Source organism: Paenibacillus sp. Negev47, assembly GCF_058313655.1.
In genome coordinates this window covers 1888933-1908755 of the sequence record NZ_CM177754.1, presented here as the reverse complement: position 1 = coordinate 1908755, position 19823 = coordinate 1888933, and the positions used below count along the sequence as shown (strand labels likewise).

The window sequence follows — 19823 nt, the reverse complement described above, 5'->3', positions numbered from 1 at the left end:
CCCTTTCAAACAGAAAATAGAAGTTCATCGGCATGTTAGAGCGAAATTCAGCTTCCTTTTTTGTAACTAGCAGCCCGCTGCTCAGCTCTCCATGCCTCCAAATCGGAAAGACGTAACTTGATTACAGGTCTTCTGGAACCTGATGTCCCATAACGTTCATGTGGAATGCTTCCTTCTTGACACATACGGTATATCAGTTTTTCAGAGATCCCTATGTGTGCTGCCGTCTCTGCTACGTCCAAAGTTTTATCACTCAGTCCAGCGAATTCAGCCCTAAGTCGATTTTCTGCTATAGTTACATGCTCGGATATCATTGAACGAATTGCTGCCTCAAGTAAAACTAAGGGATTATCCATTTCACATTTCCTTTCTATTGAGGTATGGTATACTGGGGTCATTGATGATCCCTTACCAATTCATCAACTGTTACATCTAAAGCAGTTGCAAGTTTTACAAGCGTTTCAGCGTTTGGCCCCTGTTTTTTTTCTTTCAAGCCATATATTACAGTCATTGAAACACCGCTTTCCTTACCCAGCCTGTACGGCGTCCACCCTCTTTCGTCAAGGAACTTTTGAACGTTATTTCCGATTGTTAACCCCATGTTGTGTTCACCCCCTTAACACACTATATCTCCGTTTTAGGTTATAGTAAAACTCATCCATCACCGTTTTAGGTTATAAAACTATATGTTTACTCTTTGATCCTCTCTTAAGCTTGACATATCTCCTCTTTTTGTTTTATTATAACCGTATTGGGTTATATCCTTTTTAGGTGATACTATCGGAGGTCGTGATGTTAATGCTGTCAGATAAAATTAAAGAATTGATGGATTCGAATAATCTAAGCGCCTATAGAGTCTCTAAAGACACAGGTATACCTTATACAACACTCACTAAGATTCTGAACGGAGCAACAAAAAGTCCTAAGATTGACTTGATTAAGATAATTGCCGATTATTTTAACAAGCCGCTTGACCACTTCACTGAGAGTGAAGACACTACTCACAACGCTCCAGAATGGGCCACAGCTAAAGACTTAGCCGATATTAAGAAAATCCTTGAAGAAGACCAACCTGTCTTGTTTGATGGGGTGCCAATTACAGATGAAAATCGTCAGAGAGCTATGGACATTCTTACCGGGCTACTTTGGGAAGCTAAAGAGCTAAACAAGAAAACTTATGGACGTAAGAAAAAGGCAACCCCTAAAGACGAAGAGTAGGTGACCGGTTTGGATGAGATCATTCGCAAGCTCGTTCGCAGATTCAAGACCAACGATCCTTTTGTAATAGCTAAAGGACTTAATATAATAATTCAACACGCGGAATTCGGACCCGGTACGAGAGGCTTGTACTACAGACGGTTGCGAAGGCGATTTATTGTTATACATAACGGCTTGCCTGAAGAGTGGCAACGTGTAGTGTGTGCTCATGAACTTGGACACGATCGACTTCATTCGGGCCTAAGCCAATTCTGGATTGATGAGCATACTTTCTTCAATACAGGCAAATTCGAACGACAGGCAAATATTTTTGCTGTAAAACTGTTAACACAACTCACTGAGCGCGAGCCAGGAGAAACAGAAGAAACATACCTCTTGAGATGCGGCATACCGAAACAGCTTCATAACTTAGAAATGTAACTTTGCGCTTTCCAGCCGCAAGGCTGTTTACCATACACAAAAACAGAACTGACGTTCGAATGGAGGAAAACAGATGGCAAAAGGAAGTATAGAAAAACGAGGGGAAAACAAGTGGCGACTGACCGTAGATTTGGGACTTAATAATGACGGCAGCCGAAATCGTCCTCGAAAGACAATAACTGTTGAGGATAAAGCACTGCTGAAAACAACTAAGAAACTAAAAGATTATTTGGATGACGAGCTCGCGAAGTTTAAACAAGAAGTATTGAGTGGCAATTACATTGCGCCCTCTAAGCTTACTTTTCAAGAATTTTATGAGAATGAATGGAAGCTTAAATACGGTGAGCCAAAACTAAAGCGAACCACATATCTGTCACATTGCTCCAAGATCAATCATCATGTTGTTCCCGTCATAGGGCACTTACAACTTGATGAGATCACTACAATGAGATTGGTGACATTATTTAATGACTTGCGTAAACCTGGCGCGCGGATTGATAAGCGAGGCGGTAAAGAAACCATTAGTTCTCGAACCATTCAATATGTTTATGATGTGACCATGAGTATTTTCAAAAGGTCTGTAGAATGGGGCGTCCTTAGCAAGAACCCACTAGAAGGCGTACAGCGCCCCCAGATAAGCAAGGAAGACAAAAAGGCAAAGAAAGACCGTAAGAACTTTTTCGAGGAAGACGAAGCCACTGAGGTCATTGAAACGTTAGTAAAGAGCGACACGCGCTGGAGACTCTACTTCCTAGGAGCGATTATTGGAGGATTCAGACGAGGGGAGCTGATCGCTTTAGATGAAGACGACTGTGACTTTGTAAATAACCGGTTGCGTATCGATGAAAGCATTTCAAATACAGAAAACGGACAGGCGGACATTACAGATACAAAAAACGAAGCATCCGAAGATTATGTAGATATGCCACAATGGTATATGGAGCAATTGGCAACACACATCAAAGCCATGCGCAAATTACGCTTTGAAGCTAAAGCAGCGGGGACATGGAAAGGCGGAGATAGAAACTTTGTATTCCATGCAGGGACTGGTAAACCTTATTATCATACTTCCCCATCGCAACAGTGGACAATATGGTGTGAGCGGAATGGATTCCGCAATGTATCCCTACATGGTCTTCGGCATACAAATGCGACCTATTTGCTTGGACAGGGTGCATCTATTAAAGAGATCCAACATCGGCTACGACACTCGACATCCCAGGTGACCACAGACACATATGCTCACGTCACCAAGAAATTAAGTCGCAAAACAACAGCACACCTCGATGTCTTCGATCCTAAATCTCGTCCCCAATCCGTCCCCAACGGCAAAAAAGACGCTCAATCTCTGTGACTCAAGCAATTCAATCCAGACTATAAAAAAAAAAGAAAACCCCTTATGTATCAAGGAGTTTCCTTTTCTTAATGGATGCCGAGGACCGGGATCGAACCGGTACGGTAGTCACCTACCGCAGGATTTTAAGTCCTGTGCGTCTGCCAATTCCGCCACCCCGGCATGGATATTATTTCTTGGCGACAAGAAATATCTTACCATGAATGAATTAACTTTGCAACACCTTTTATTGAAAATAATAAAAAAATGAAACAGGCACTGCAAGCGTCAGCTCACAGTGCCTAGAAAGTCCGAGTTGCGGTCCCGGACTTCCGGTAAACCAATCTATATTAAGGGAGGTGTAAGATAAGAATACCTCCCCAACATTAAAGAAACCTAAAATCAGCCTTAAATTAAACTAAAAAAGTAGAATGGGTCGAACGCGAGCAGCTTCATCCTCACTGCATTCCACGATAACCAGAATATGGTTCTTTAACAGCCAATCTTCATAGTACCGTGCATCCTCTTCCGAGATCCCTGCTTCCGTTAGTGTTAGCACCAAATCATCGGTCTCACTCCCAATCTCATTGCCAGCGAGCCTGCGTACTGCATTTCCGATCGACATCGTCTGATCCATTCGCTTCCCCAGACCAGCCAATATGCCTTTCAGAGCACCAAAGGCACCATCTGTTCCAGCACCTTTCAACGGTTTGGGCAGACCTGTCTTCTCGCTCACCAGCTCAAGATTAAGCTGTTCCTTCGCCACCGCTCCCAAATATTTATCCTTAATGCCTTCCTCTTTCACCTGATTCAGCATCAATATCGCCTCGTTCTCGGTACGGGCCAGCCCAATCATCAATTGTGTCATTCCGTTCCCCTCCTTTTATCCTAATATAACCCCGTAACCCCCATTCAAAAACGGCTGAACCATAGCTAAGACAAATCACCTATAGAATTATTGATTTCTCTTCTGGAAATCTATACCTAGTTCTGATAGACTAGATAAAGAAGTCAAATTAACCATTGAAAACATTGACATATGGATTTAACATCTCATAATCAGGAGCAATGACTTATGAAAAAAGAGGTAGAAATTGCCATCCGGCGCAAACAACAGATCATGGTTCGTAATACAAGCGGTCAGACGGTAACCGGATTTCCCGAGCGTACTGCCGATACATCCATTCTCTCTTTACGTACCGTTCACGGCAATCTGTGGATACCGTTCGATGAGGTTGAACATGTTACGCGTCTGTTAAGTATCCGGTCTCATCATTTAAGCGGAATGCAACTCGTTTAGTCGGATCTATAATCATATAGAAAATCAGTTCTTGTATAGATACGTCAGCAAGATCCATTTATGCCAGCACTTTATACCAGAAAAACCAGACGCCTGAACGTCTGGTTTTTCTCTTCACTTTTTCCTGTACCATGCTGCCACTGCCACGCAATGAAGGATTTACTATCCTTTTTTCTGCTCACCCATACCCTGTCGTTACTTCACTACAAACTTCACTCGTGTTCCATCTGGATATGTACTTAACTGATTCCCTACCCAAGAACCTGCACCGCGATTATCCTTCGGGGTAATGTACTGGATATCTGCACCCGTACCACCCTCTGCACACATCGCCATCGGCCACTCATCCCGATCCTTACCCTTTTTGACCGGAACGCCCTTGAGTGATAAATCCCGATTCCCTTCGGCTCCACTACGATCAATGGTGCATACATCCGAATGCCCTGCCTTGATGGCAGCCTTAATATGGTTGGCCGTTTCGGGATAGCGCTCTGAAGGGAACGTAATGGTATGGTCCACACTCTTGTTAGTCCCCCCGAATGGAGAAGGTATCTCCTCTGGCCATTCTCCCCCAGCCCATGCATAGAGGGCTACCAGCAGCATTGCTACCAACGTCCGTATCTGCTTTTTGAAGCCTTGCTTACCTTTGCGTGTTCGTCTTGTGCGTCTCTTACTCATGCTGTGTCTCCCCCATTCACCACTTGCATTATATCAGAACGCCCGTTCGTAAAACAATACAATACAATAAAAAAAACAGCCGAGACCGCCCGGCTGTTCTGATGGAATGATTATCCTACATTGGGAATGGCCTGTTGGCGCAGCAATGGCAGTGTAACCTCAAACTGTGTACCTTTCCCCTCGGTACTCTCCACCGAAATCTGACCATTCATCAGTTCCAGCAGCTCTTTGCAGATGGTCAGACCAAGCCCACTTCCCCCAAATCGGCGTGCATGGGAGATGTCTGTCTGTGTAAATGCATCAAACAATTGTTCCATATGATGTTGAGGAATACCGATTCCCGTATCACGTACAGAGAATACCAATACAACGGTGTCCATCAACTGTTGCTTGACATCCACCTGTAATTGCACTTCCCCCTGTTCCGTAAACTTAATCGCATTACTCAGCAAGTTATCCAGTACCTGGCGAAGTCTTAGCGGATCACCCACAAGCACATCAGGAACATTCAGATCAGCGTGACAGAATAGACGTATTTGTTTATCCTGTGCTGCAGGCTCATGTGTCTTCATTATCTGTTGAATCAGTTTCAGAGGCTGAAATTCAATGTTCTCCACAGCCATTTTCCCTCTGCCGAGTTTCGCCATGTCCAGACTATTGTTAATGATGTTCAGGAGCGCCTCACCCGATTGACGTGCAAGCTCCAGATATTCTTTCTGCTCATCGTTGATTTCACCCATACTGGCAAGTTCAATCATGCCCATAATGCCATTAAGCGGGGTACGAAGCTCGTGATTCAGCTTGCCAATGAATTCCAACTGTCCTCTGCTGTTCATCTCAGCCATGGAAGTCGCGAATTTCAACTGCTGCTCGGCATACTTTCGTTCAGAAATATCGTACTGAATGCCTACAAAATACAGACACTCTCCGGATTCATTGAAGATGGGATCAATATTCAGTTCGTTCCAGAACTTCTGGCCACTTTTTGTATAATTTAAGATATCAATCTTAATGGACTGTTGCTTTTTTAATGCATCCCGAATCTGCATTACTGTTTCGGGGTCTGTGTCCTGTCCTTGCAAAAACCGACAATTCTGTCCAACAGACTCTTCATAGGTGTATCCTGTCAGCCGGGTGAAATGTTCATTTACATACATAAGCGGAAGCTCAGGCAGGGTGGCATCGACCACCGTCACGGAGGATTTCACTTTCGAGATGATAAATTCCCATTGTAATGAGAGTTGATTATTTTGGCTCATGCCTTCCTCCTTCATCTCATACACGTTACTGTTTGTATATTCCGTTTTCGTATTTAATATGAAGATACAACTAACCAAATGGTATGTGTTGATATAAAACCAATATAATTTAATTGTAACACAGTTATTCAAATGATGTGATTCATGGGTAATAGTTCATAACTAACATTCGACTTAATTAAACTTGTCATCAGGAGGAACACAAATGAAATTTCTGTTAATTATCATCATTATTATTCTGATTGTAGTCTTCTTTACCCGACGCAAACGTTGAGATGAGATCTGTTATGTAAGTCAAGAAAGGAAGATGGGTATGAGAACCTTCTTTTTTATATTCATGATCCTGTGCATCATCAATTTCTGTTTCCCAAAATTCGGCTGGTATCTACGGTATGGCTGGATTTCCCGGGGTGAAACTGAGCCCAGCAGGCCTTATATGACTATGGTCAGAATGACCAGCTTGTTGATGTTGCTTATCGCCTTCACTCTGACTATGGCATGAACTATAGAAATCCGAAGACAACTGTCCTATTGGGCAGTTTCTTTTTTTGTGTTGAAATGACGGGAAAATGATAACTTTGTTTGTGGTGCGAAGATGACAATGCCCGTAATATAGACATATCGTTTCGGAAAGGACATCTTGGCATGAACATCGCATTTTATCCGTACTGGGCTGCCAAAACGCTGCTCACGCTTATTAATATCATATATATCATGGTCATCACTACGTATATTTACGGTCAGACTGGATCGGTACTCTATGCTGCGATGTTTCCATTCATTCGGATGATCGTACATATAACAGCAGGCTTTACTTTACCATTACTTGTGAACCGTTTCCCATTCTCCAGACTGTTGATCGGCATTCCCGTAGTCAAAACATTCATCATGACTGGAATCGCGATTTCGTTAACTCACTTGAGCACACAACTGCCACTTCTGTTGATGGGTGTTGTCCTTCTCTCCTTTTTGGAAGGATGGGAATCTACGCTACTGAATGCCCTAACGCCGCGATTGGTTCAGGGAGAAGACCTGGTGAAGGCCAACAGCCTTCTCTCATTCTCCAATCAGACTGTCACCATTGTCGGGTATGCCATGACAGGATTCGCGGTGATGAACTGGGGTGCGTCACAGATATTCTGGGCAGCTACAAGCCTGTCCTGGGCCGTTCTGATCTTCCTGATTACCCTTGGTTCCCTCACACGGGATATTGTAGAACAGCCCGAGAAATCTACCGTCAAGCGAGATGTCCTGCGAGAAGGATGGAGTATGCTTTGGAAGAACCCATCCTTACGATTGATCACACTTATGGACATTGCCCAGGGTCTGGCCAGTTCCGTCTGGATTGGTGCTATTACACTGGCCTTTGCGAAAGAAGCACTGGGACGAGGAGAAGGTTGGTGGGGACTCATGAACTCCAGTTACGCTGTTGGAACCCTGCTTGGTGGCATTCTGGCTCTTGCTCTGGCCAAATGGATTCAGAAGCACCTGATCGCCAGCATGACCATGGGGTCGCTTCTCTTCAGCCTGATGACCATTGCTTATGGTCTAAACAGCCTGCCTTGGCTCGCATTGGTGTTATGCCTACTTATGGGTCCAGTTTATCAGATTCGTAATGCGGCTCAGCAGACAGCGCTTCAGAGTAGTACCCCTGTCGAATCCCTATCCAAGGTATACGCCGCACATGGTATCTTGATCTCTACAGTCATGAGTATCTCCATCGTCATCTTCGGTCTAGTCGCTGATCAACTGGGCGTTCGATGGGTATACCTTATTGGTGCAGCCTTGTTTATCGTGTCTGCGCGATGCTCTTTATCGTTGAGCCGGGTTCACAGAAAGCAGCACATCGCTAAACATACGAAATATATGTAAATCAAAAAGACGAGCAACCATCTGCTCGTCTCTCACAATCTCAATCCAATCGATAATCTGTCAGCGGCTTACCTTGTTTATAATACAAAGCGGGTGACAATATATTGAAGAAAATATGCACATCCGGCATATATGCTTCTTCCAGAATAGCCTGCAACGACGATGCAATCCGGTTATGAATCTCCTGATCACGTTGAAACATCAGAATCTCTATAGAAGCTGGAGAAGGTGTTAGCGCCTGTACATCATGACGCTCTGCCTTCATTCTCTCCCGTGGAATATGAGTAATAAGGGCCATCTGCTCTGTAATTTGGGGTACAACTTCCTCTAGCTGAGGACCTGTGAATCCTTTAAAGCGAATAAACGGCATTGCTATCCCTTCAATCTCTGTTAATAGTCTCTTATGTGATTTTAAGCACATTGTTTTCAGTTGTCAAATGCCACGAATGTCATAGTACGCTTGATTCAATAGGAAAAGCCCCGCTGAAGTCTCAGCGGAGCCATTGCCTGCACGATTCTATACGTGACTTACAGCCAGAAAGATTTTGTGATGATTACGAGCAGAATGAACAGTACGAGAATTGCACTTGTAGAAGTCCATCCGCCGCCAAATCCTCCAACATGACCACCATAACCGTATCCAACTTGACTCATTTGATTGGCCTCCTTTGAATTTCAAGGTATGCCATAACATATGCGTATTCTGCACAAGTGACCGGGCGATTCGGCAAGTTCATCAGCCTATTCATCCGGGATTCAAGCTCGATGCTTAGGCGGATGGACTGACAGTGATATTAATTTGGTTTTCTTGCGTCGTGTGACTTGAAGGAGCTAAATCTTCTCCTCTATTCAGAAGAATCGTACGAGTACATGTATCACTATGAGATGCCAAAACAACCTCTCCGCCGGGCGCTATACAATAGGCGATGGAAATAGAGATCTCGCTATCGCGGTAGGAACCATCCGCATGGCTTGTCCCCATGACGACGCATTGATGCTGCAAGGCAATCTGCCGAGCCGCTTCGACCCATTCGCTATACTGTTCTTCACTGAACATGCCCACACCAATCGAATGCATAATGATGTCCACGTGTCCTATATTTTCGTTGCGAAATCCTTGCAGCACCAGCTCATCACATAATACAGTTCTAATCACCCACCCTTGTTCTTCAACCACTTCAGCAGGTGTGTATTTGGCTTTCTCCAAGACAATCTCTCCGGCCTTATTGATGATGATGGATCGGTCCTTCGGACGTTCGTCCAGTCTGCGGTGACCTGATACAATCATGGTTCCGTATTCAGCCGCAAGGCGGCAAGCTTCTTCAACATTCTGGTTCAGATAACCCTCAGGAAAGAACAATACATCTGCATCAGGGTGTTGCTTGAGTTCGGCTTCAAGCTGTAGCAAATGCTGTTCGAGCCTCGGTTGTCCAATGATAATTTTCAACTGGCATCCCCCCTTCAATAATAAAAGCCGGTTCATACCCAAATAAGGTACGAAACCGGCTTAAAGGTTGTACGAACAGATTCCTGCTCATCGTACTTCGCTTCAAGAGTAATTGTTCTAAAGCCATTAATCGCTGACACAATTACCTTTACAGTTCAATGGTATGTAGTTAGACATTTCTACGTTCAATATTATCATATATAGCCTGTCCATCATAGCTTCGATCTGTAGCGATATCTTTCACCAATAGAGCGTTGTCTGCCACACTGATTGCATTTCCTGATAAAACACTTAGTGCCCCCAGTACCCAAGCCAATGGATACAATACAACGGATAACAATTTCTTCATAGCCCTGTCTCCTTCTGTTGATACATACGGAGATAAGACTACGATTATGTTGTTGTTTAGATCAACTCGAAACTCTGGAGTAACGCTGCTGCTTCTTCATGATCAGGTTCTAGGGCCAGTACTTTATGGGTATAAGCCAGGGTTTCTTCTTCCAGTTCAAGTTCATAACAGCACACAGCCAAATCGTACAAAACTGCCGGATTATGGTTACTCGGATCTGCAACCAACGATATCTCCAGAAACCGTTTGGCATCCTCATACATATACATCTCATATAATAACTGCCCCGCCAGAAATGCCAGTCCCCCTTGCTGCTCCATCACATAGTAGGACGACCACATCGTATGAATCCCAGACTGAATATCGAGCATTTCCTCATCACTTGCATCAGGAAGCAGACTGGAAATGTGCGTAGCACTGTGGATCAAGAACTCAGCATCATATCCGCCCAGACGCCAAAACGGTAAAATATGCTTCAACTCCATACTCTCTATTCGAGAGTCTACCCATTGTTTCATGCTGAAAAAGTCATCCGGTCCAAAACGTTCAACAAATCGATGATAGGCTAACCGCGTGTTCACATAATTCATCGGTTCTTCCACCATCAACATGCACCCAACATTCAGATCTTTATAATGATGTGTCGTGAATCGAGTATGGGCGCCCTGTTGTTCCAGGACATATTGAATCGCATGGTAGTTGGCTGTTAGAGAAAAACTCCCGTGAAGAACGAATTCAGGTGGCTCTGCGAACTTCCAGTTATCCAGCCGATGATCCCCTTTATCAGCGGTAATCAACACATAACCTGACTGTGACAATTTGTTCAAGCGTTCAAGACAGGACAAGCCGATGGCAGGAAAAAGAATATGTGAATCCTCCAGCTCCGCCTTGTACAATGTGATAAGCTCCGAATACGGATAGTTATCTGCACTGTATTCGGGCGCCCGGCGATACTCATAACTCAGCGTCATATTCTTCAGCATCTCAGCGGGATCAAGTTCACGATGATCCGGAGACTGAACAAGCAGATCACACTCATATATCTCGCCATCCCCAATGTAGATTAGTTCCTGCGGGATGCTGTCAAAAAAGTAATTGGCAATCAACAACAACGGTTGTTTCAGATTACCCGGCTGAATAACCGTACCTGCGACGACCAGTTTTAACTCCGTATCTTCTACAGCGTCAAAACGCGCAAAATCCAATATGCCTTGTTGAATAAAGGACTGCATCGATGGATGCTCTTTCCAGCCTAGCACATTCTCCGCTACAAGATCAGTCATCACATATCTGAATGGAGGTAACTTTATTCCGGCAAAATCCTTTAACTCGATCAGTTTAACGAGGATTTGATGTGCCAAACGCCCTACTCCCGCCCCAAGTTCCAGAATGGTCACGGTCTCAGTGATCTGCCCCTTGTTCGCGAGGTCCTGGAGAAAACCAAAAATCATCTCTGCATACGCCGTTGCAATCATTGGATTACTGGTGATATATTGAGGCACCTGATTCTCAGTCCATGCCTCTAGCCCTTTCTGTTCATAATAAGCTCGTTGCCAATCCCAGACCGGAGCTTCACTGTAACGAAAACGTTGACTTTCTTTTGACGTCATTAAACGTTAAACCTGCTTTCTATCTATAATTTCATAAGATTCTTAGATGTTCACGTACTACTTTATTATCGAATACCATTCCAATCTCTGTAATGTATTATATCATAGAACCTTATCTACTCGATGGAGTTCAGTGTTCCCCTTCAACAAGAATAAAACCTGCTTTTGAGGGCAGGCCTATGATCTGTTTCATTTAAGAAAGATATTGATCTAGTTTACATAGGGCCAGGAGGCTCAAGCTAAACGTAGAAGTTGCAAGCACCTAAATGAAGACAGAAAAAAACCCTTGCTCAGCAAGGGTTTCAAGAGTATGGGCCCTACAGGACTCGAACCTGTGACCAATCGGTTATGAGCCGACCGCTCTAACCAACTGAGCTAAGGGCCCTAGACATAATGTATAACGTGCAGATGATGGCTGTGAATCATCCAAGTGAAACTAAATTGCGGGGGCAGGATTTGAACCTGCGGCCTTCGGGTTATGAGCCCGACGAGCTACCGGGCTGCTCCACCCCGCGTCAGTAAGAAATATTAAAACAGCGACTTAATTAATATACACCATACTACCTTAATAAGTCAAGGGGTAATGTCAGGGAATAAAACGTACACCATAACGACCTTTGCGTGAACGATACACTTCGACTTCTGCCGGTTCATTGTGACCATAGATCCATCCGTCCTGCTCCATTCGTTTGGCCAGACATCCTGCCTGAAATTTGGTTGCATACAACTTGCTGAAATACACCCAGTGCATACCGCTCGTCCTTTCCGGAGTCGTCATTTATTCCTGCTTTTTGTAGAATACCCCATTTCACATAAAAATAGCCGCCAAAGATTAAAATCTTCAGCGGCTATCCTCGTCATGATCGGACTACATCATCAAATCTCATTGAAACGTGGCTTTAGGGTCTTTTTTCAGTTTCTCAAGCATCTCATTTCCTTTAGCCGCCCACTCGCCAAGCGCTTCTTTTGGTGTCTTTTTGTTCTCAAGTACTTGATTGAAATATTCCATCCCTTTTTCGCTTACTTGCCATAAGCCTGGGGATTTCTGATACAGTTTATCCAGATTGGTATTCGTTGGCGGAATAGGCTTCAGTGAGTAGAATGCTTGAATGTTATAATCCAAGCCATCTTTTGGTTTAATGAAGCTCTTCCGGGATACCATCTCATAACTGCTGCGTGCCTTGATCTTGGCCCAATCTTCACTGTTCATGTACTTGATCAATTCCCATGCATCATCCGGGTTCTGCGCCGCACTATTGATCGCCATGAGATTGCTCAAATAGATACTTCCCCCAATTTCAGGAGCTTCCGGGTGAACTGGAGGTGTTACAACATCCCAATCTACCTTCGTAAAATCTTTCATTTTATCTGCATTTTTATTCGCATCGATTAATTGATTAATATAGCTATAATCACCAATAACCATGGCTGCCTTGCTACTCAGAAACAGATCACCCTGAACCGGATCATAGCGTCCACTTGGATCCTGATCCTGTGGTTCGTCGCCTTTAGGGATCACTTTGTCAATCGCAAGTTTGCTGATAGTACTCCACACTTTCTCCCATTGAGGAGAATCCACTGTCATCTTCTCTGCTTTGTCGTCGAATGTCTTCAGCTGCAAAGAACTGTAGTATTGTTGCATGGAGTAGTAAGGCGAACCACCCTGATATGTGGTGAAGGAGAAACCAAATACATGGTCTTTACCTTCCCCTTTCGTAAGCCGTGTACCCAGATTGAAAATATCGTCCCACGTCATATTGTCCGTTGGTGGTTCCACGCCCGCTTTCTCAAACATGCCCTTGTTGTAGAACAAAGCCGAAGAGGAGAACGTTGGTGTTAACGCATAAATGCTCTGATCTCCAAGGTCTTTAATTCCCTCCAGTACACTAGGAACAATGTCACTGGTGTCAAACTTGTCTTCCTGCATCAACGGGTCCAGCTGTTTTACCAGATTTTCCTGAATTAATGATTTGACTGTAGACGTATCGGCAACGATGACGTCAACCGGGTTATCGCCAGTCATAATTTTCTTCAGACTTTCCATCGTATCCGGAACTTCCTGCTGTTCTTCCGTGTTGCCATACCCATACATGCTGCTCTGATCAACGGCGGCTACAATCTCAATGGTTACATTGGGATGTGTCAGTTCAAAAGCATCGGTAAATTGCTGACGGAAGTAACTGTCATCCTGTCCTCCCCACATTGTAGCCACGCGCAATACACGTTGCTCCGTATCCTTGGCCTCGCTTGCCGTACAACCGGCAATCAGCGGCAGTGCCAGTGTTGCTGTAGCCATGACAGCAAGCACACGTTTTCCCCACATACTGTTCTTCATTTCCAGTTCCCCCTCTAATATTATCTTGGCGGTGTAATGACAATACGTTCACCGTCAAATTCCAATGTAGCCCGGTTATCAATGGATAAGGCCTCCAGATACTCTTTTGGCACCTGAAGTCGTCCTGCACGGTCTATAATGACGAATGCTTCATGGATGTCTGGCATACCCGCCTCGGACAAGCTATGCTCATCATCCAGATTCGGGTTACGCTTCACAAACTCGGTACTCGTCAAGCCATCCCGAATCGCAACGATCCGGTCTACCTTACCAGCAAGCGTCAAGTCATGGGTAACGATGACAATTGTAACACCGAGTTCCTTGTTCATTCTTCGGAAAATCCCCATGATCGTGTCACATGTCTCGGAATCGACTGAACCTGTTGGTTCATCTGCAAGCAGAATTTTGGGGCGATTGGATAATGAGATCGCAATCGCTACCCGTTGCTGCTCTCCTCCTGACAATTGATGCAATTTGTTATGCATCCGATCCTTAAGGCCTACCCATTCGAGCAATTGTTTTGCATAAGCACGGTCACGTTTGCCTCCCAGAATCATGGGTGTCTCCACATTTTCCAATGCCGTGAGATAAGGCAGCAGGTTACGACCGTTATTTTGCCAGATAAACCCTACGGTATGACGTTTGTATTCGACCAATTGAGCATCTGTCATTTTGAGCAGATCCCAATCTCCTACAACAGCCGTGCCGGCAGTAGGCCGATCAAGCCCACCCAGAATATTCAGCAGCGTGGATTTACCGCTACCACTGTTACCGATTATCGCCATCATTTCACCTTGATTGACAGTCAGGTTGAGGCCCTGAAGGGCAACGACTTCCACATCGCTGGATTTAAAAATTTTGACAAGTCCTTCGCATTGGATCACGTTTACCTCTCCTCTCCCATTTTGACCGCCTGGTGAACCCGCAGCCTGCGAATCTGCCAGAGCAACATCGTTGCACCGATGACCAACATCACCACGGTAACTCCATACAGTTGCAACATATCCTGCTGTTCAAAGACAATCCGGAACGGAGGTACCTGAGCAGATACATTATCCGTCGTTTGCAGGAATGGCAGGAATAAACGACTCGACACCTGACCAATACCGATACCGAGCAGGATCGACAGCCCCGCCGTGAACACCTGTTCCAGCAGCAGCATGCCGCTCAGTTGCGCTCGGGATAACCCCATAGCTCGTAATACACCAAACTGCACAACACGTCCGGACAGGTTGAAGAACCAGTACAGCACATATCCAATCAACGAGATAATAACCGATACCAGGAAACCAAGACTCAGAATCCCGAATACACCGCCCCGTGACGGATGTTTGCCCTGAGATACCAATTCGGTGCGTACGTCACGGACAGACGATAACTCAATACCTTCTGCTGCGAGCTTCTCCATTAATGGAGCCACTTTGGCATCCGGTTCCATTTTCAGCCACACCTCATAAGGAATCAGAGGCACCTGATCATAGATATAATCCAGATTAGCCACGAAGAATGGCATCTGATCCGGATACTGGGCTGGCCAGTAAGGAATGATCCCGAACACGACGAATTCAATTGCCTGTCCCTGCACACCCATCGAGACGAGGTCTCCGGTTTTTAGCTTGAACTTGTCAGCAAATTTGGAAGAGATCAATACAGCCCCTTCATATTTACCAAGCAAGTCAAGGTACTTGTAAGGATGTGCTGGGAAAAGATCGTTGCGGAACCATGCCACTTGAGCAAAGTCTACATTATCAATTCCGACCAGCATTCCCTGTCCACCCGATTTACCAGAGACGATAATATTACCCTTGGTCTGCAGCACTCTTGCTGCATGCTCAACCCCGTCTAATCTGCGGAATACCTCGAATGGAGGTTCGGAGTAGATGACTTTGGAGGGCTGCGAAGACCCACCGCCTCCACCTGGAGCACCTCCACCACCATTTCCTCCGCCAGAAGCGCCACCACCAGCAGAACCTCCGCCTCCACCTTGTTGACCTCCACCCGAACCACCATTTTGTCCGGAACCACCAGGCTTAATCTCAGGCGTTCCTTCCCACACGGTCTGCATAATCACATCAGAACCATAACGGTATAGGGTACGCTCGGTAGAATTCAGATCAATGGTCCGAGCCGCAGCCGAGTTGTACACCCCAAGTCCCAGTGTCAATACAAGAAGTATCATCAACGGATAATAAGAAGAAGACGAACGTGATAGCTGCGTTAATGTCAGATATAACGGGACCGGGAGAAACTTGCGACCGATCAGCTGGATGAGCTTCAAAATCCACGGGAACAAGCGCAGGAAGAACAGTCCGAGCGCAAAGATCGCCAGTGCGGGTACAAAAAACAGAAACGGCTGTACCTGCAGCTGATCGGTTGTCATTCCGGTCTGGAAGGTCAACATCTGACGTTCATAGAACAGGTAGTATCCGTATCCGGCCAGGCCGAGTAACACAACATCCAGGCACCAGCGCTGCCATACCGGAGCACGGTCTGTCCTTGCTTGGCGCCGCTTGGCCGACACAATGGTTGCTCGTGCGTAGGTTATCGCCGGAATCAGGGACGCAATGATGGCAACAAGTACTGCTGCTACGCCTAATAGAATAGCTTCTTTGGATATACCAATCGGAATCGACTTCCGATCTACGAACGAGAGAAAGCCACTTGCTGAACCAATACTCTTGGCCATAAACCAACCGAGCAACGGTCCAATAATCAACGCAATAACACCAAGGAATATGCCTTCGAGCAGGTAAAGAGAGAATATCTGCCGAGCTGAAGCTCCACGGCTGCGCAATACCGCAATATCACTCTCTTGCTTCTGTAATGACTGTCTGGCGTTCATCGCAATAAAATAAAAGACCATCGCAATCATCGGTGCTGCCAAGGTAAACAGCATGGTCTGCAATTGCAGACTCTGACTGCGGAACTGCTTGAGTAGATCACCGAAGGTGATATCCACTTTCGTATCTTTCAACCGCTGATACAGATCGATGTCCAGCCTTTCCAGCATGGAAGTCAGACCCGACAATTGGCTGGTTTGAATTTCTTTCAGATCAAAAGCATAATACCAACGTGAATTCTGAAGTGGAATGCCTTTTTCCTTCAGTAATACATCATTAAAGACAGATTCATCCAAATAAAGTCCATTCATCATCCCGTCAAATCCCTGTACCCAGTAAGGACTGTTTGGATCATCTGCCTTGAAGGACCCCGTAATCTTCACACGTAACGTGATATCAAGGCCGCTATATACCGGATATTCCAGAATATCGCCGATATGCAGATCGTTACGATACATGCCTTCTTCCAACATGACTGCCTCGATGATATCGTCCTTAATCTGGTTGCCAGGTTTCACTCCGGCAGAATAATTCACCTGCGCATCCAGTCCACTCATCGTGCCCATACTCATACTGCGCACCCGGCTGGCGTCCACTTTGGTTGGATCTTCCGGACTCACCTCTGTGCTCCGAATGGATCTGGAATTCACATACGTATGAAAAGGAAACCCAATATCGCGAGGAACATCCTCACGAATAAAACGATCTACTTCATCCAGACCCCGTGTGTCTGTCTTGACTCCACCGGGTGCCTGATAACTCATAAGCAAGGAACCGGCTGGCAATCCTTCACTATTATCCTGCAGCGTCTGCGCGACGACCCGTTTCAGTGCACCATCGGCATACATTGGGATACTGACGGTGAACGCTACCGCCACAATCAATCCGATCAGTGTGCTGAAGGTCATCCAGCGCGTGTTCCACATTTTGCGGAACAGCAGCCGAAGCAATGGCAGCCCCATTAGCGTCCCACTACTTTCTGGCCTACGGTCAGACCTTTCAGAATCTCAACATCTGTCGATGTCTGCTGACCCACTTCAACGTCCACTTCACGCTTGCTGCCATCACTCTCCACCACTTGCACATACGTTCTTGAACCGATGGAGCGTAAAGCAGATACAGGAATCACAATCGCGTTCTCGGTACGCTGCGTTACGATGGAGACCGATAGAGGTGTCCCGCGTTCCACACCTTTTGGCATTTTTGCAAGTGTAACGATAACATACTTATCCAGCGTTTCTTTCGTCGGAGGCGTACCGCCTTCACCCGTTCCTTCGCCACTGCCACTTCCCGATGCTTCCGCGATAGGCATGACTTTAATTTTGCCAGCAACTTTACCCGCTCCATTAATATCTACTTCTGCCTTCATACCAGCTGAGAACTTCTCCAGATCTTCCTTGGCAAAGGTAGCTGCCACAACCAGATTCGATGTATCCGCAATCGTAGCAATCGGATCATACGCTTTCACGGCTGCACCCTTCTCTACCTGCACAGCAATAATGGTGCCACCAAACGGAGCGGTCAATGTGGCCTTGCCCAGTTGTTCCTCCAGATCAGCGAGTTCCTGGCGCAGTTCTTCAAACGCAATCGTTGCCTCTTCGAACTCCACCGGGTCCATCTCATCCTGCTTGCGGAGGGTTTCCTTCATTTGAACTTCGGATTTGCGAATCTGCAGTTTCTTGCCACGGATTTCCTTCTCTACACTCTCCACATCGAGCACAGCGAGAAGTTGACCCTTTTTCACTTTATCCCCCGGTTTAACATTCAACTCTTTGACATGCATACCATCGAGTGTAAAGTACACCTTCTCTTCCCGCTGACTCATCATCTTGCCGCTACCACTTACTTTTTTCTCCAACGTTTCCGTCCGGACTTCGTATTCCGGTTTCTTGGAGATGGTTGGCGGCGTAATTGGTGGCAGCACTTCTTCCTCTGTTTCTGACGGCAGCAATGAGCAACCGGACATCGTTGCAACCATTATCGCACCAATTACAATAATTGCTGCGCGTTTCCCCCTCTTCGGAGCGGCCCCTTTACTTGATAAATCTGCCGTCCGCCATTTCATAAACATGGTCCGCAACCTCCAAAATTGTAGGATCGTGTGTTGTCATACATATCGTTACTTGTTCTACTTCAATAATATTGCGGAATACCGCCATAACCTGTGCGCCCATCTTGGAATCCAGTTCCGCTGTAGGCTCATCCGCAAGCAACAATCTGGGTCTATGGGCAATCGCCTTGGCTATAGCCACCCGCTGCTGCTCTCCCCCGGACATCTCAAAAGGACGGTGCTTCACCCTTTTGGATAGTCCAACCAGATCCAGACAATGACCAACCCTGTCCTTCCATTCCGCTCGCGGTACATCCGCCATTCGCAGCGACAATTCTACATTTTCCCAAGCAGACAATAAGGGCATCAGTGCATACGCCTGAAAAATAAAACCAATCTCCTTGCGCCGCAAAGCGGTTCGCCGCCGGTCTCCCCAATCCTGAAGAGGCTGACCGGAGAACAGAATGTCTCCACTTGAAGGCTGATCCAATCCACCGAGCATATTCAGCAACGTTGTTTTGCCTGAACCTGAACGCCCCTTCAGCATGACCAATTGCTGCGGATTCACTTCCATATCAATGCCTTTGAGCACATGGATGATGCGACTGCCTGTCTGGAAACTGCGATGTACATTACGAACCTCCAGTACAGGTCCATCATATGGAGGCAGCATATCCTTCTTCGGTTTGATCTTCTTCTGGGGTTCATCAACGGTAGTGACAGCAGCTGCAGCCACTTCATCCGAAGCGATTTCACTTTCAGGTAACGGAGGTTCACTCGTCGGGTGATCGTGTTCATTCTCGTATGTATTTGCTCCCGAAACCGTCGATGCCTCCAGCTGCGCTTCCCCCTGTTGATATTCATCGCCTGACTGGCTCTTGGCAGGTCTTTTTTTCAGAAATAAATTCTTCATGCCAGCAATCACGCTCATCCTTTCTTGAAATCCCGTTCATTTCTTCAAAAAACCTAAAATTAGAAATCTGTTCCAACCTACACTGAATTATAAACGACCGATCCCAACTAAAAGTTACAAGCTTTTTACAACGGTAGAGGGAAAAAGTTAATATTTTGATGAACAAACGAAAAAAGCACCCCAAAGTGCGGGATGCCTA

At 45.8% G+C, this 19823-nt stretch carries 22 protein-coding genes and 3 tRNA genes; 6 read left to right on the top strand and 19 right to left on the bottom strand.

The annotated features are described in order from the left end of the window. Positions 1-47 precede the first annotated feature (47 nt). Together AC4G47_RS08785 and AC4G47_RS08780 are read right to left on the bottom strand one after the other, a co-directional pair. Positions 48-314, bottom strand: coding sequence for a helix-turn-helix transcriptional regulator (locus AC4G47_RS08785; protein WP_491106672.1), 267 nt, complete (start codon positions 312-314; stop codon positions 48-50). Between the two features lie 80 nt (positions 315-394). Beyond that, the gene (locus AC4G47_RS08780; RefSeq protein ID WP_145323087.1) at positions 395-601 is read right to left on the bottom strand and encodes a helix-turn-helix domain-containing protein; all 207 of its coding nucleotides are present in this window, start codon (positions 599-601) and stop codon (positions 395-397) included. 191 nt (positions 602-792) lie between these two features. Here AC4G47_RS08780 and AC4G47_RS08775 point away from each other — a divergent pair, with 191 nt between their 5' ends. From AC4G47_RS08775 to AC4G47_RS08765, 3 genes are all read left to right on the top strand, one after another. Beyond that, positions 793-1218, top strand: a complete 426-nt coding sequence (locus tag AC4G47_RS08775; protein ID WP_458123392.1) for a helix-turn-helix domain-containing protein — start codon at positions 793-795, stop codon at positions 1216-1218. Continuing rightward, positions 1219-1638 carry an ImmA/IrrE family metallo-endopeptidase gene (locus AC4G47_RS08770; RefSeq protein ID WP_313958613.1) on the top strand — a complete coding sequence of 140 codons (420 nt, stop codon included), beginning with the start codon at positions 1219-1221 and terminating at the stop codon, positions 1636-1638. 73 nt (positions 1639-1711) lie between these two features. Further along, positions 1712-2992: a tyrosine-type recombinase/integrase gene (locus tag AC4G47_RS08765; protein ID WP_491105732.1), complete on the top strand. Its 1281-nt coding sequence runs from the start codon at positions 1712-1714 to the stop codon at positions 2990-2992. A gap of 76 nt (positions 2993-3068) precedes the next feature. Here the strand turns inward: AC4G47_RS08765 and AC4G47_RS08760 are convergent. After that, a tRNA-Leu gene (locus AC4G47_RS08760) sits at positions 3069-3154 on the bottom strand. A 235-nt stretch (positions 3155-3389) separates the two neighbouring features. Further along, positions 3390-3839 carry a hypothetical protein gene (locus AC4G47_RS08755; RefSeq protein WP_491105731.1) on the bottom strand — a complete coding sequence of 150 codons (450 nt, stop codon included), beginning with the start codon at positions 3837-3839 and terminating at the stop codon, positions 3390-3392. Positions 3840-4046: 207 nt separating this feature from the next. Between AC4G47_RS08755 and AC4G47_RS08750 the strand changes: the two genes are divergently transcribed. Beyond that, a complete protein-coding gene (locus tag AC4G47_RS08750) occupies positions 4047-4271 on the top strand; it encodes a hypothetical protein (RefSeq protein WP_091028538.1) in 225 nt (74 codons plus the stop codon). Positions 4272-4466: 195 nt separating this feature from the next. On the opposite strand, the gene AC4G47_RS08745 is transcribed toward AC4G47_RS08750, so the two are convergent. Further along, positions 4467-4949, bottom strand: coding sequence for a NucA/NucB deoxyribonuclease domain-containing protein (locus tag AC4G47_RS08745; protein WP_491105730.1), 483 nt, complete (start codon positions 4947-4949; stop codon positions 4467-4469). Positions 4950-5059: 110 nt separating this feature from the next. Further along, the gene (locus AC4G47_RS08740) at positions 5060-6208 is read right to left on the bottom strand and encodes a sensor histidine kinase (protein ID WP_458123396.1); all 1149 of its coding nucleotides are present in this window, start codon (positions 6206-6208) and stop codon (positions 5060-5062) included. Positions 6209-6515: 307 nt separating this feature from the next. Here AC4G47_RS08740 and AC4G47_RS08735 point away from each other — a divergent pair, with 307 nt between their 5' ends. Further along, positions 6516-6710, top strand: coding sequence for a DUF6199 family natural product biosynthesis protein (locus AC4G47_RS08735; protein WP_491105729.1), 195 nt, complete (start codon positions 6516-6518; stop codon positions 6708-6710). A gap of 143 nt (positions 6711-6853) precedes the next feature. Then, entirely contained in the window at positions 6854-8080 is a 1227-nt protein-coding gene (locus AC4G47_RS08730; RefSeq protein WP_491105728.1) for an MFS transporter, read from the top strand. Positions 8081-8120: 40 nt separating this feature from the next. Here the strand turns inward: AC4G47_RS08730 and AC4G47_RS08725 are convergent, their stop codons facing one another. The 13 genes from AC4G47_RS08725 to AC4G47_RS08665 all read right to left on the bottom strand — a co-directional run bounded on the left by AC4G47_RS08725 (position 8121) and on the right by AC4G47_RS08665 (position 19642). Continuing rightward, entirely contained in the window at positions 8121-8450 is a 330-nt protein-coding gene (locus AC4G47_RS08725) for a DUF1904 family protein (RefSeq protein ID WP_145323102.1), read from the bottom strand. Between the two features lie 158 nt (positions 8451-8608). Beyond that, the gene (locus AC4G47_RS08720; RefSeq protein ID WP_491105727.1) at positions 8609-8734 is read right to left on the bottom strand and encodes a YjcZ family sporulation protein; all 126 of its coding nucleotides are present in this window, start codon (positions 8732-8734) and stop codon (positions 8609-8611) included. Between the two features lie 115 nt (positions 8735-8849). Then, positions 8850-9527: a hypothetical protein gene (locus tag AC4G47_RS08715; protein WP_491105726.1), complete on the bottom strand. Its 678-nt coding sequence runs from the start codon at positions 9525-9527 to the stop codon at positions 8850-8852. Positions 9528-9696: 169 nt separating this feature from the next. After that, positions 9697-9876: a hypothetical protein gene (locus AC4G47_RS08710; RefSeq protein ID WP_458123400.1), complete on the bottom strand. Its 180-nt coding sequence runs from the start codon at positions 9874-9876 to the stop codon at positions 9697-9699. 56 nt (positions 9877-9932) lie between these two features. After that, positions 9933-11486: a tetratricopeptide repeat protein gene (locus tag AC4G47_RS08705; RefSeq protein ID WP_491105725.1), complete on the bottom strand. Its 1554-nt coding sequence runs from the start codon at positions 11484-11486 to the stop codon at positions 9933-9935. A 311-nt stretch (positions 11487-11797) separates the two neighbouring features. After that, positions 11798-11871: transfer RNA gene (locus tag AC4G47_RS08700), tRNA-Ile, on the bottom strand. Positions 11872-11927: 56 nt separating this feature from the next. After that, positions 11928-12001 (bottom strand) — tRNA-Met (locus tag AC4G47_RS08695). A 71-nt stretch (positions 12002-12072) separates the two neighbouring features. Further along, the gene (locus AC4G47_RS08690) at positions 12073-12264 is read right to left on the bottom strand and encodes a hypothetical protein (protein ID WP_047843730.1); all 192 of its coding nucleotides are present in this window, start codon (positions 12262-12264) and stop codon (positions 12073-12075) included. Positions 12265-12369: 105 nt separating this feature from the next. Next, positions 12370-13821: an ABC transporter substrate-binding protein gene (locus tag AC4G47_RS08685; protein WP_458123402.1), complete on the bottom strand. Its 1452-nt coding sequence runs from the start codon at positions 13819-13821 to the stop codon at positions 12370-12372. Positions 13822-13841: 20 nt separating this feature from the next. Beyond that, a complete protein-coding gene (locus AC4G47_RS08680; protein ID WP_145323112.1) occupies positions 13842-14705 on the bottom strand; it encodes an ABC transporter ATP-binding protein in 864 nt (287 codons plus the stop codon). A 2-nt stretch (positions 14706-14707) separates the two neighbouring features. Beyond that, on the bottom strand, positions 14708-17623 hold the full coding sequence (locus AC4G47_RS08675) for an ABC transporter permease (RefSeq protein ID WP_491105724.1): 2916 nt from the start codon (positions 17621-17623) through the stop codon (positions 14708-14710). Beyond that, complete coding sequence (locus AC4G47_RS08670) at positions 17623-18732, bottom strand: efflux RND transporter periplasmic adaptor subunit (protein ID WP_491105723.1); 1110 nt, start codon at positions 18730-18732, stop codon at positions 17623-17625. The genes AC4G47_RS08675 and AC4G47_RS08670 overlap by 1 nt, the downstream gene beginning before the upstream one ends. Further along, on the bottom strand, positions 18695-19642 hold the full coding sequence (locus tag AC4G47_RS08665) for an ABC transporter ATP-binding protein (RefSeq protein ID WP_491105722.1): 948 nt from the start codon (positions 19640-19642) through the stop codon (positions 18695-18697). The genes AC4G47_RS08670 and AC4G47_RS08665 overlap by 38 nt, the downstream gene beginning before the upstream one ends. Positions 19643-19823: the final 181 nt, after the last annotated feature.

Bases quoted from the DNA above. Each gene is read 5' to 3' on its own strand.
- AC4G47_RS08785 (WP_491106672.1), bottom strand. From the start codon at position 314: ATGATATCCGAGCATGTAACTATAGCAGAAAATCGACTTAGGGCTGAA.
- AC4G47_RS08780 (WP_145323087.1), bottom strand. From the start codon at position 601: ATGGGGTTAACAATCGGAAATAACGTTCAAAAGTTCCTTGACGAAAGA.
- AC4G47_RS08775 (WP_458123392.1), top strand. From the start codon at position 793: ATGTTAATGCTGTCAGATAAAATTAAAGAATTGATGGATTCGAATAAT.
- AC4G47_RS08765 (WP_491105732.1), top strand. From the start codon at position 1,712: ATGGCAAAAGGAAGTATAGAAAAACGAGGGGAAAACAAGTGGCGACTG.
- AC4G47_RS08755 (WP_491105731.1), bottom strand. From the start codon at position 3,839: ATGACACAATTGATGATTGGGCTGGCCCGTACCGAGAACGAGGCGATA.
- AC4G47_RS08750 (WP_091028538.1), top strand. From the start codon at position 4,047: ATGAAAAAAGAGGTAGAAATTGCCATCCGGCGCAAACAACAGATCATG.
- AC4G47_RS08745 (WP_491105730.1), bottom strand. From the start codon at position 4,949: ATGAGTAAGAGACGCACAAGACGAACACGCAAAGGTAAGCAAGGCTTC.
- AC4G47_RS08740 (WP_458123396.1), bottom strand. From the start codon at position 6,208: ATGAGCCAAAATAATCAACTCTCATTACAATGGGAATTTATCATCTCG.
- AC4G47_RS08735 (WP_491105729.1), top strand. From the start codon at position 6,516: ATGGGTATGAGAACCTTCTTTTTTATATTCATGATCCTGTGCATCATC.
- AC4G47_RS08730 (WP_491105728.1), top strand. From the start codon at position 6,854: ATGAACATCGCATTTTATCCGTACTGGGCTGCCAAAACGCTGCTCACG.
- AC4G47_RS08725 (WP_145323102.1), bottom strand. From the start codon at position 8,450: ATGCCGTTTATTCGCTTTAAAGGATTCACAGGTCCTCAGCTAGAGGAA.
- AC4G47_RS08720 (WP_491105727.1), bottom strand. From the start codon at position 8,734: ATGAGTCAAGTTGGATACGGTTATGGTGGTCATGTTGGAGGATTTGGC.
- AC4G47_RS08710 (WP_458123400.1), bottom strand. From the start codon at position 9,876: ATGAAGAAATTGTTATCCGTTGTATTGTATCCATTGGCTTGGGTACTG.
- AC4G47_RS08705 (WP_491105725.1), bottom strand. From the start codon at position 11,486: ATGACGTCAAAAGAAAGTCAACGTTTTCGTTACAGTGAAGCTCCGGTC.
- AC4G47_RS08690 (WP_047843730.1), bottom strand. From the start codon at position 12,264: ATGACGACTCCGGAAAGGACGAGCGGTATGCACTGGGTGTATTTCAGC.
- AC4G47_RS08685 (WP_458123402.1), bottom strand. From the start codon at position 13,821: ATGAAGAACAGTATGTGGGGAAAACGTGTGCTTGCTGTCATGGCTACA.
- AC4G47_RS08675 (WP_491105724.1), bottom strand. From the start codon at position 17,623: ATGGGGCTGCCATTGCTTCGGCTGCTGTTCCGCAAAATGTGGAACACG.
- AC4G47_RS08670 (WP_491105723.1), bottom strand. From the start codon at position 18,732: ATGTTTATGAAATGGCGGACGGCAGATTTATCAAGTAAAGGGGCCGCT.
- AC4G47_RS08665 (WP_491105722.1), bottom strand. From the start codon at position 19,642: ATGAGCGTGATTGCTGGCATGAAGAATTTATTTCTGAAAAAAAGACCT.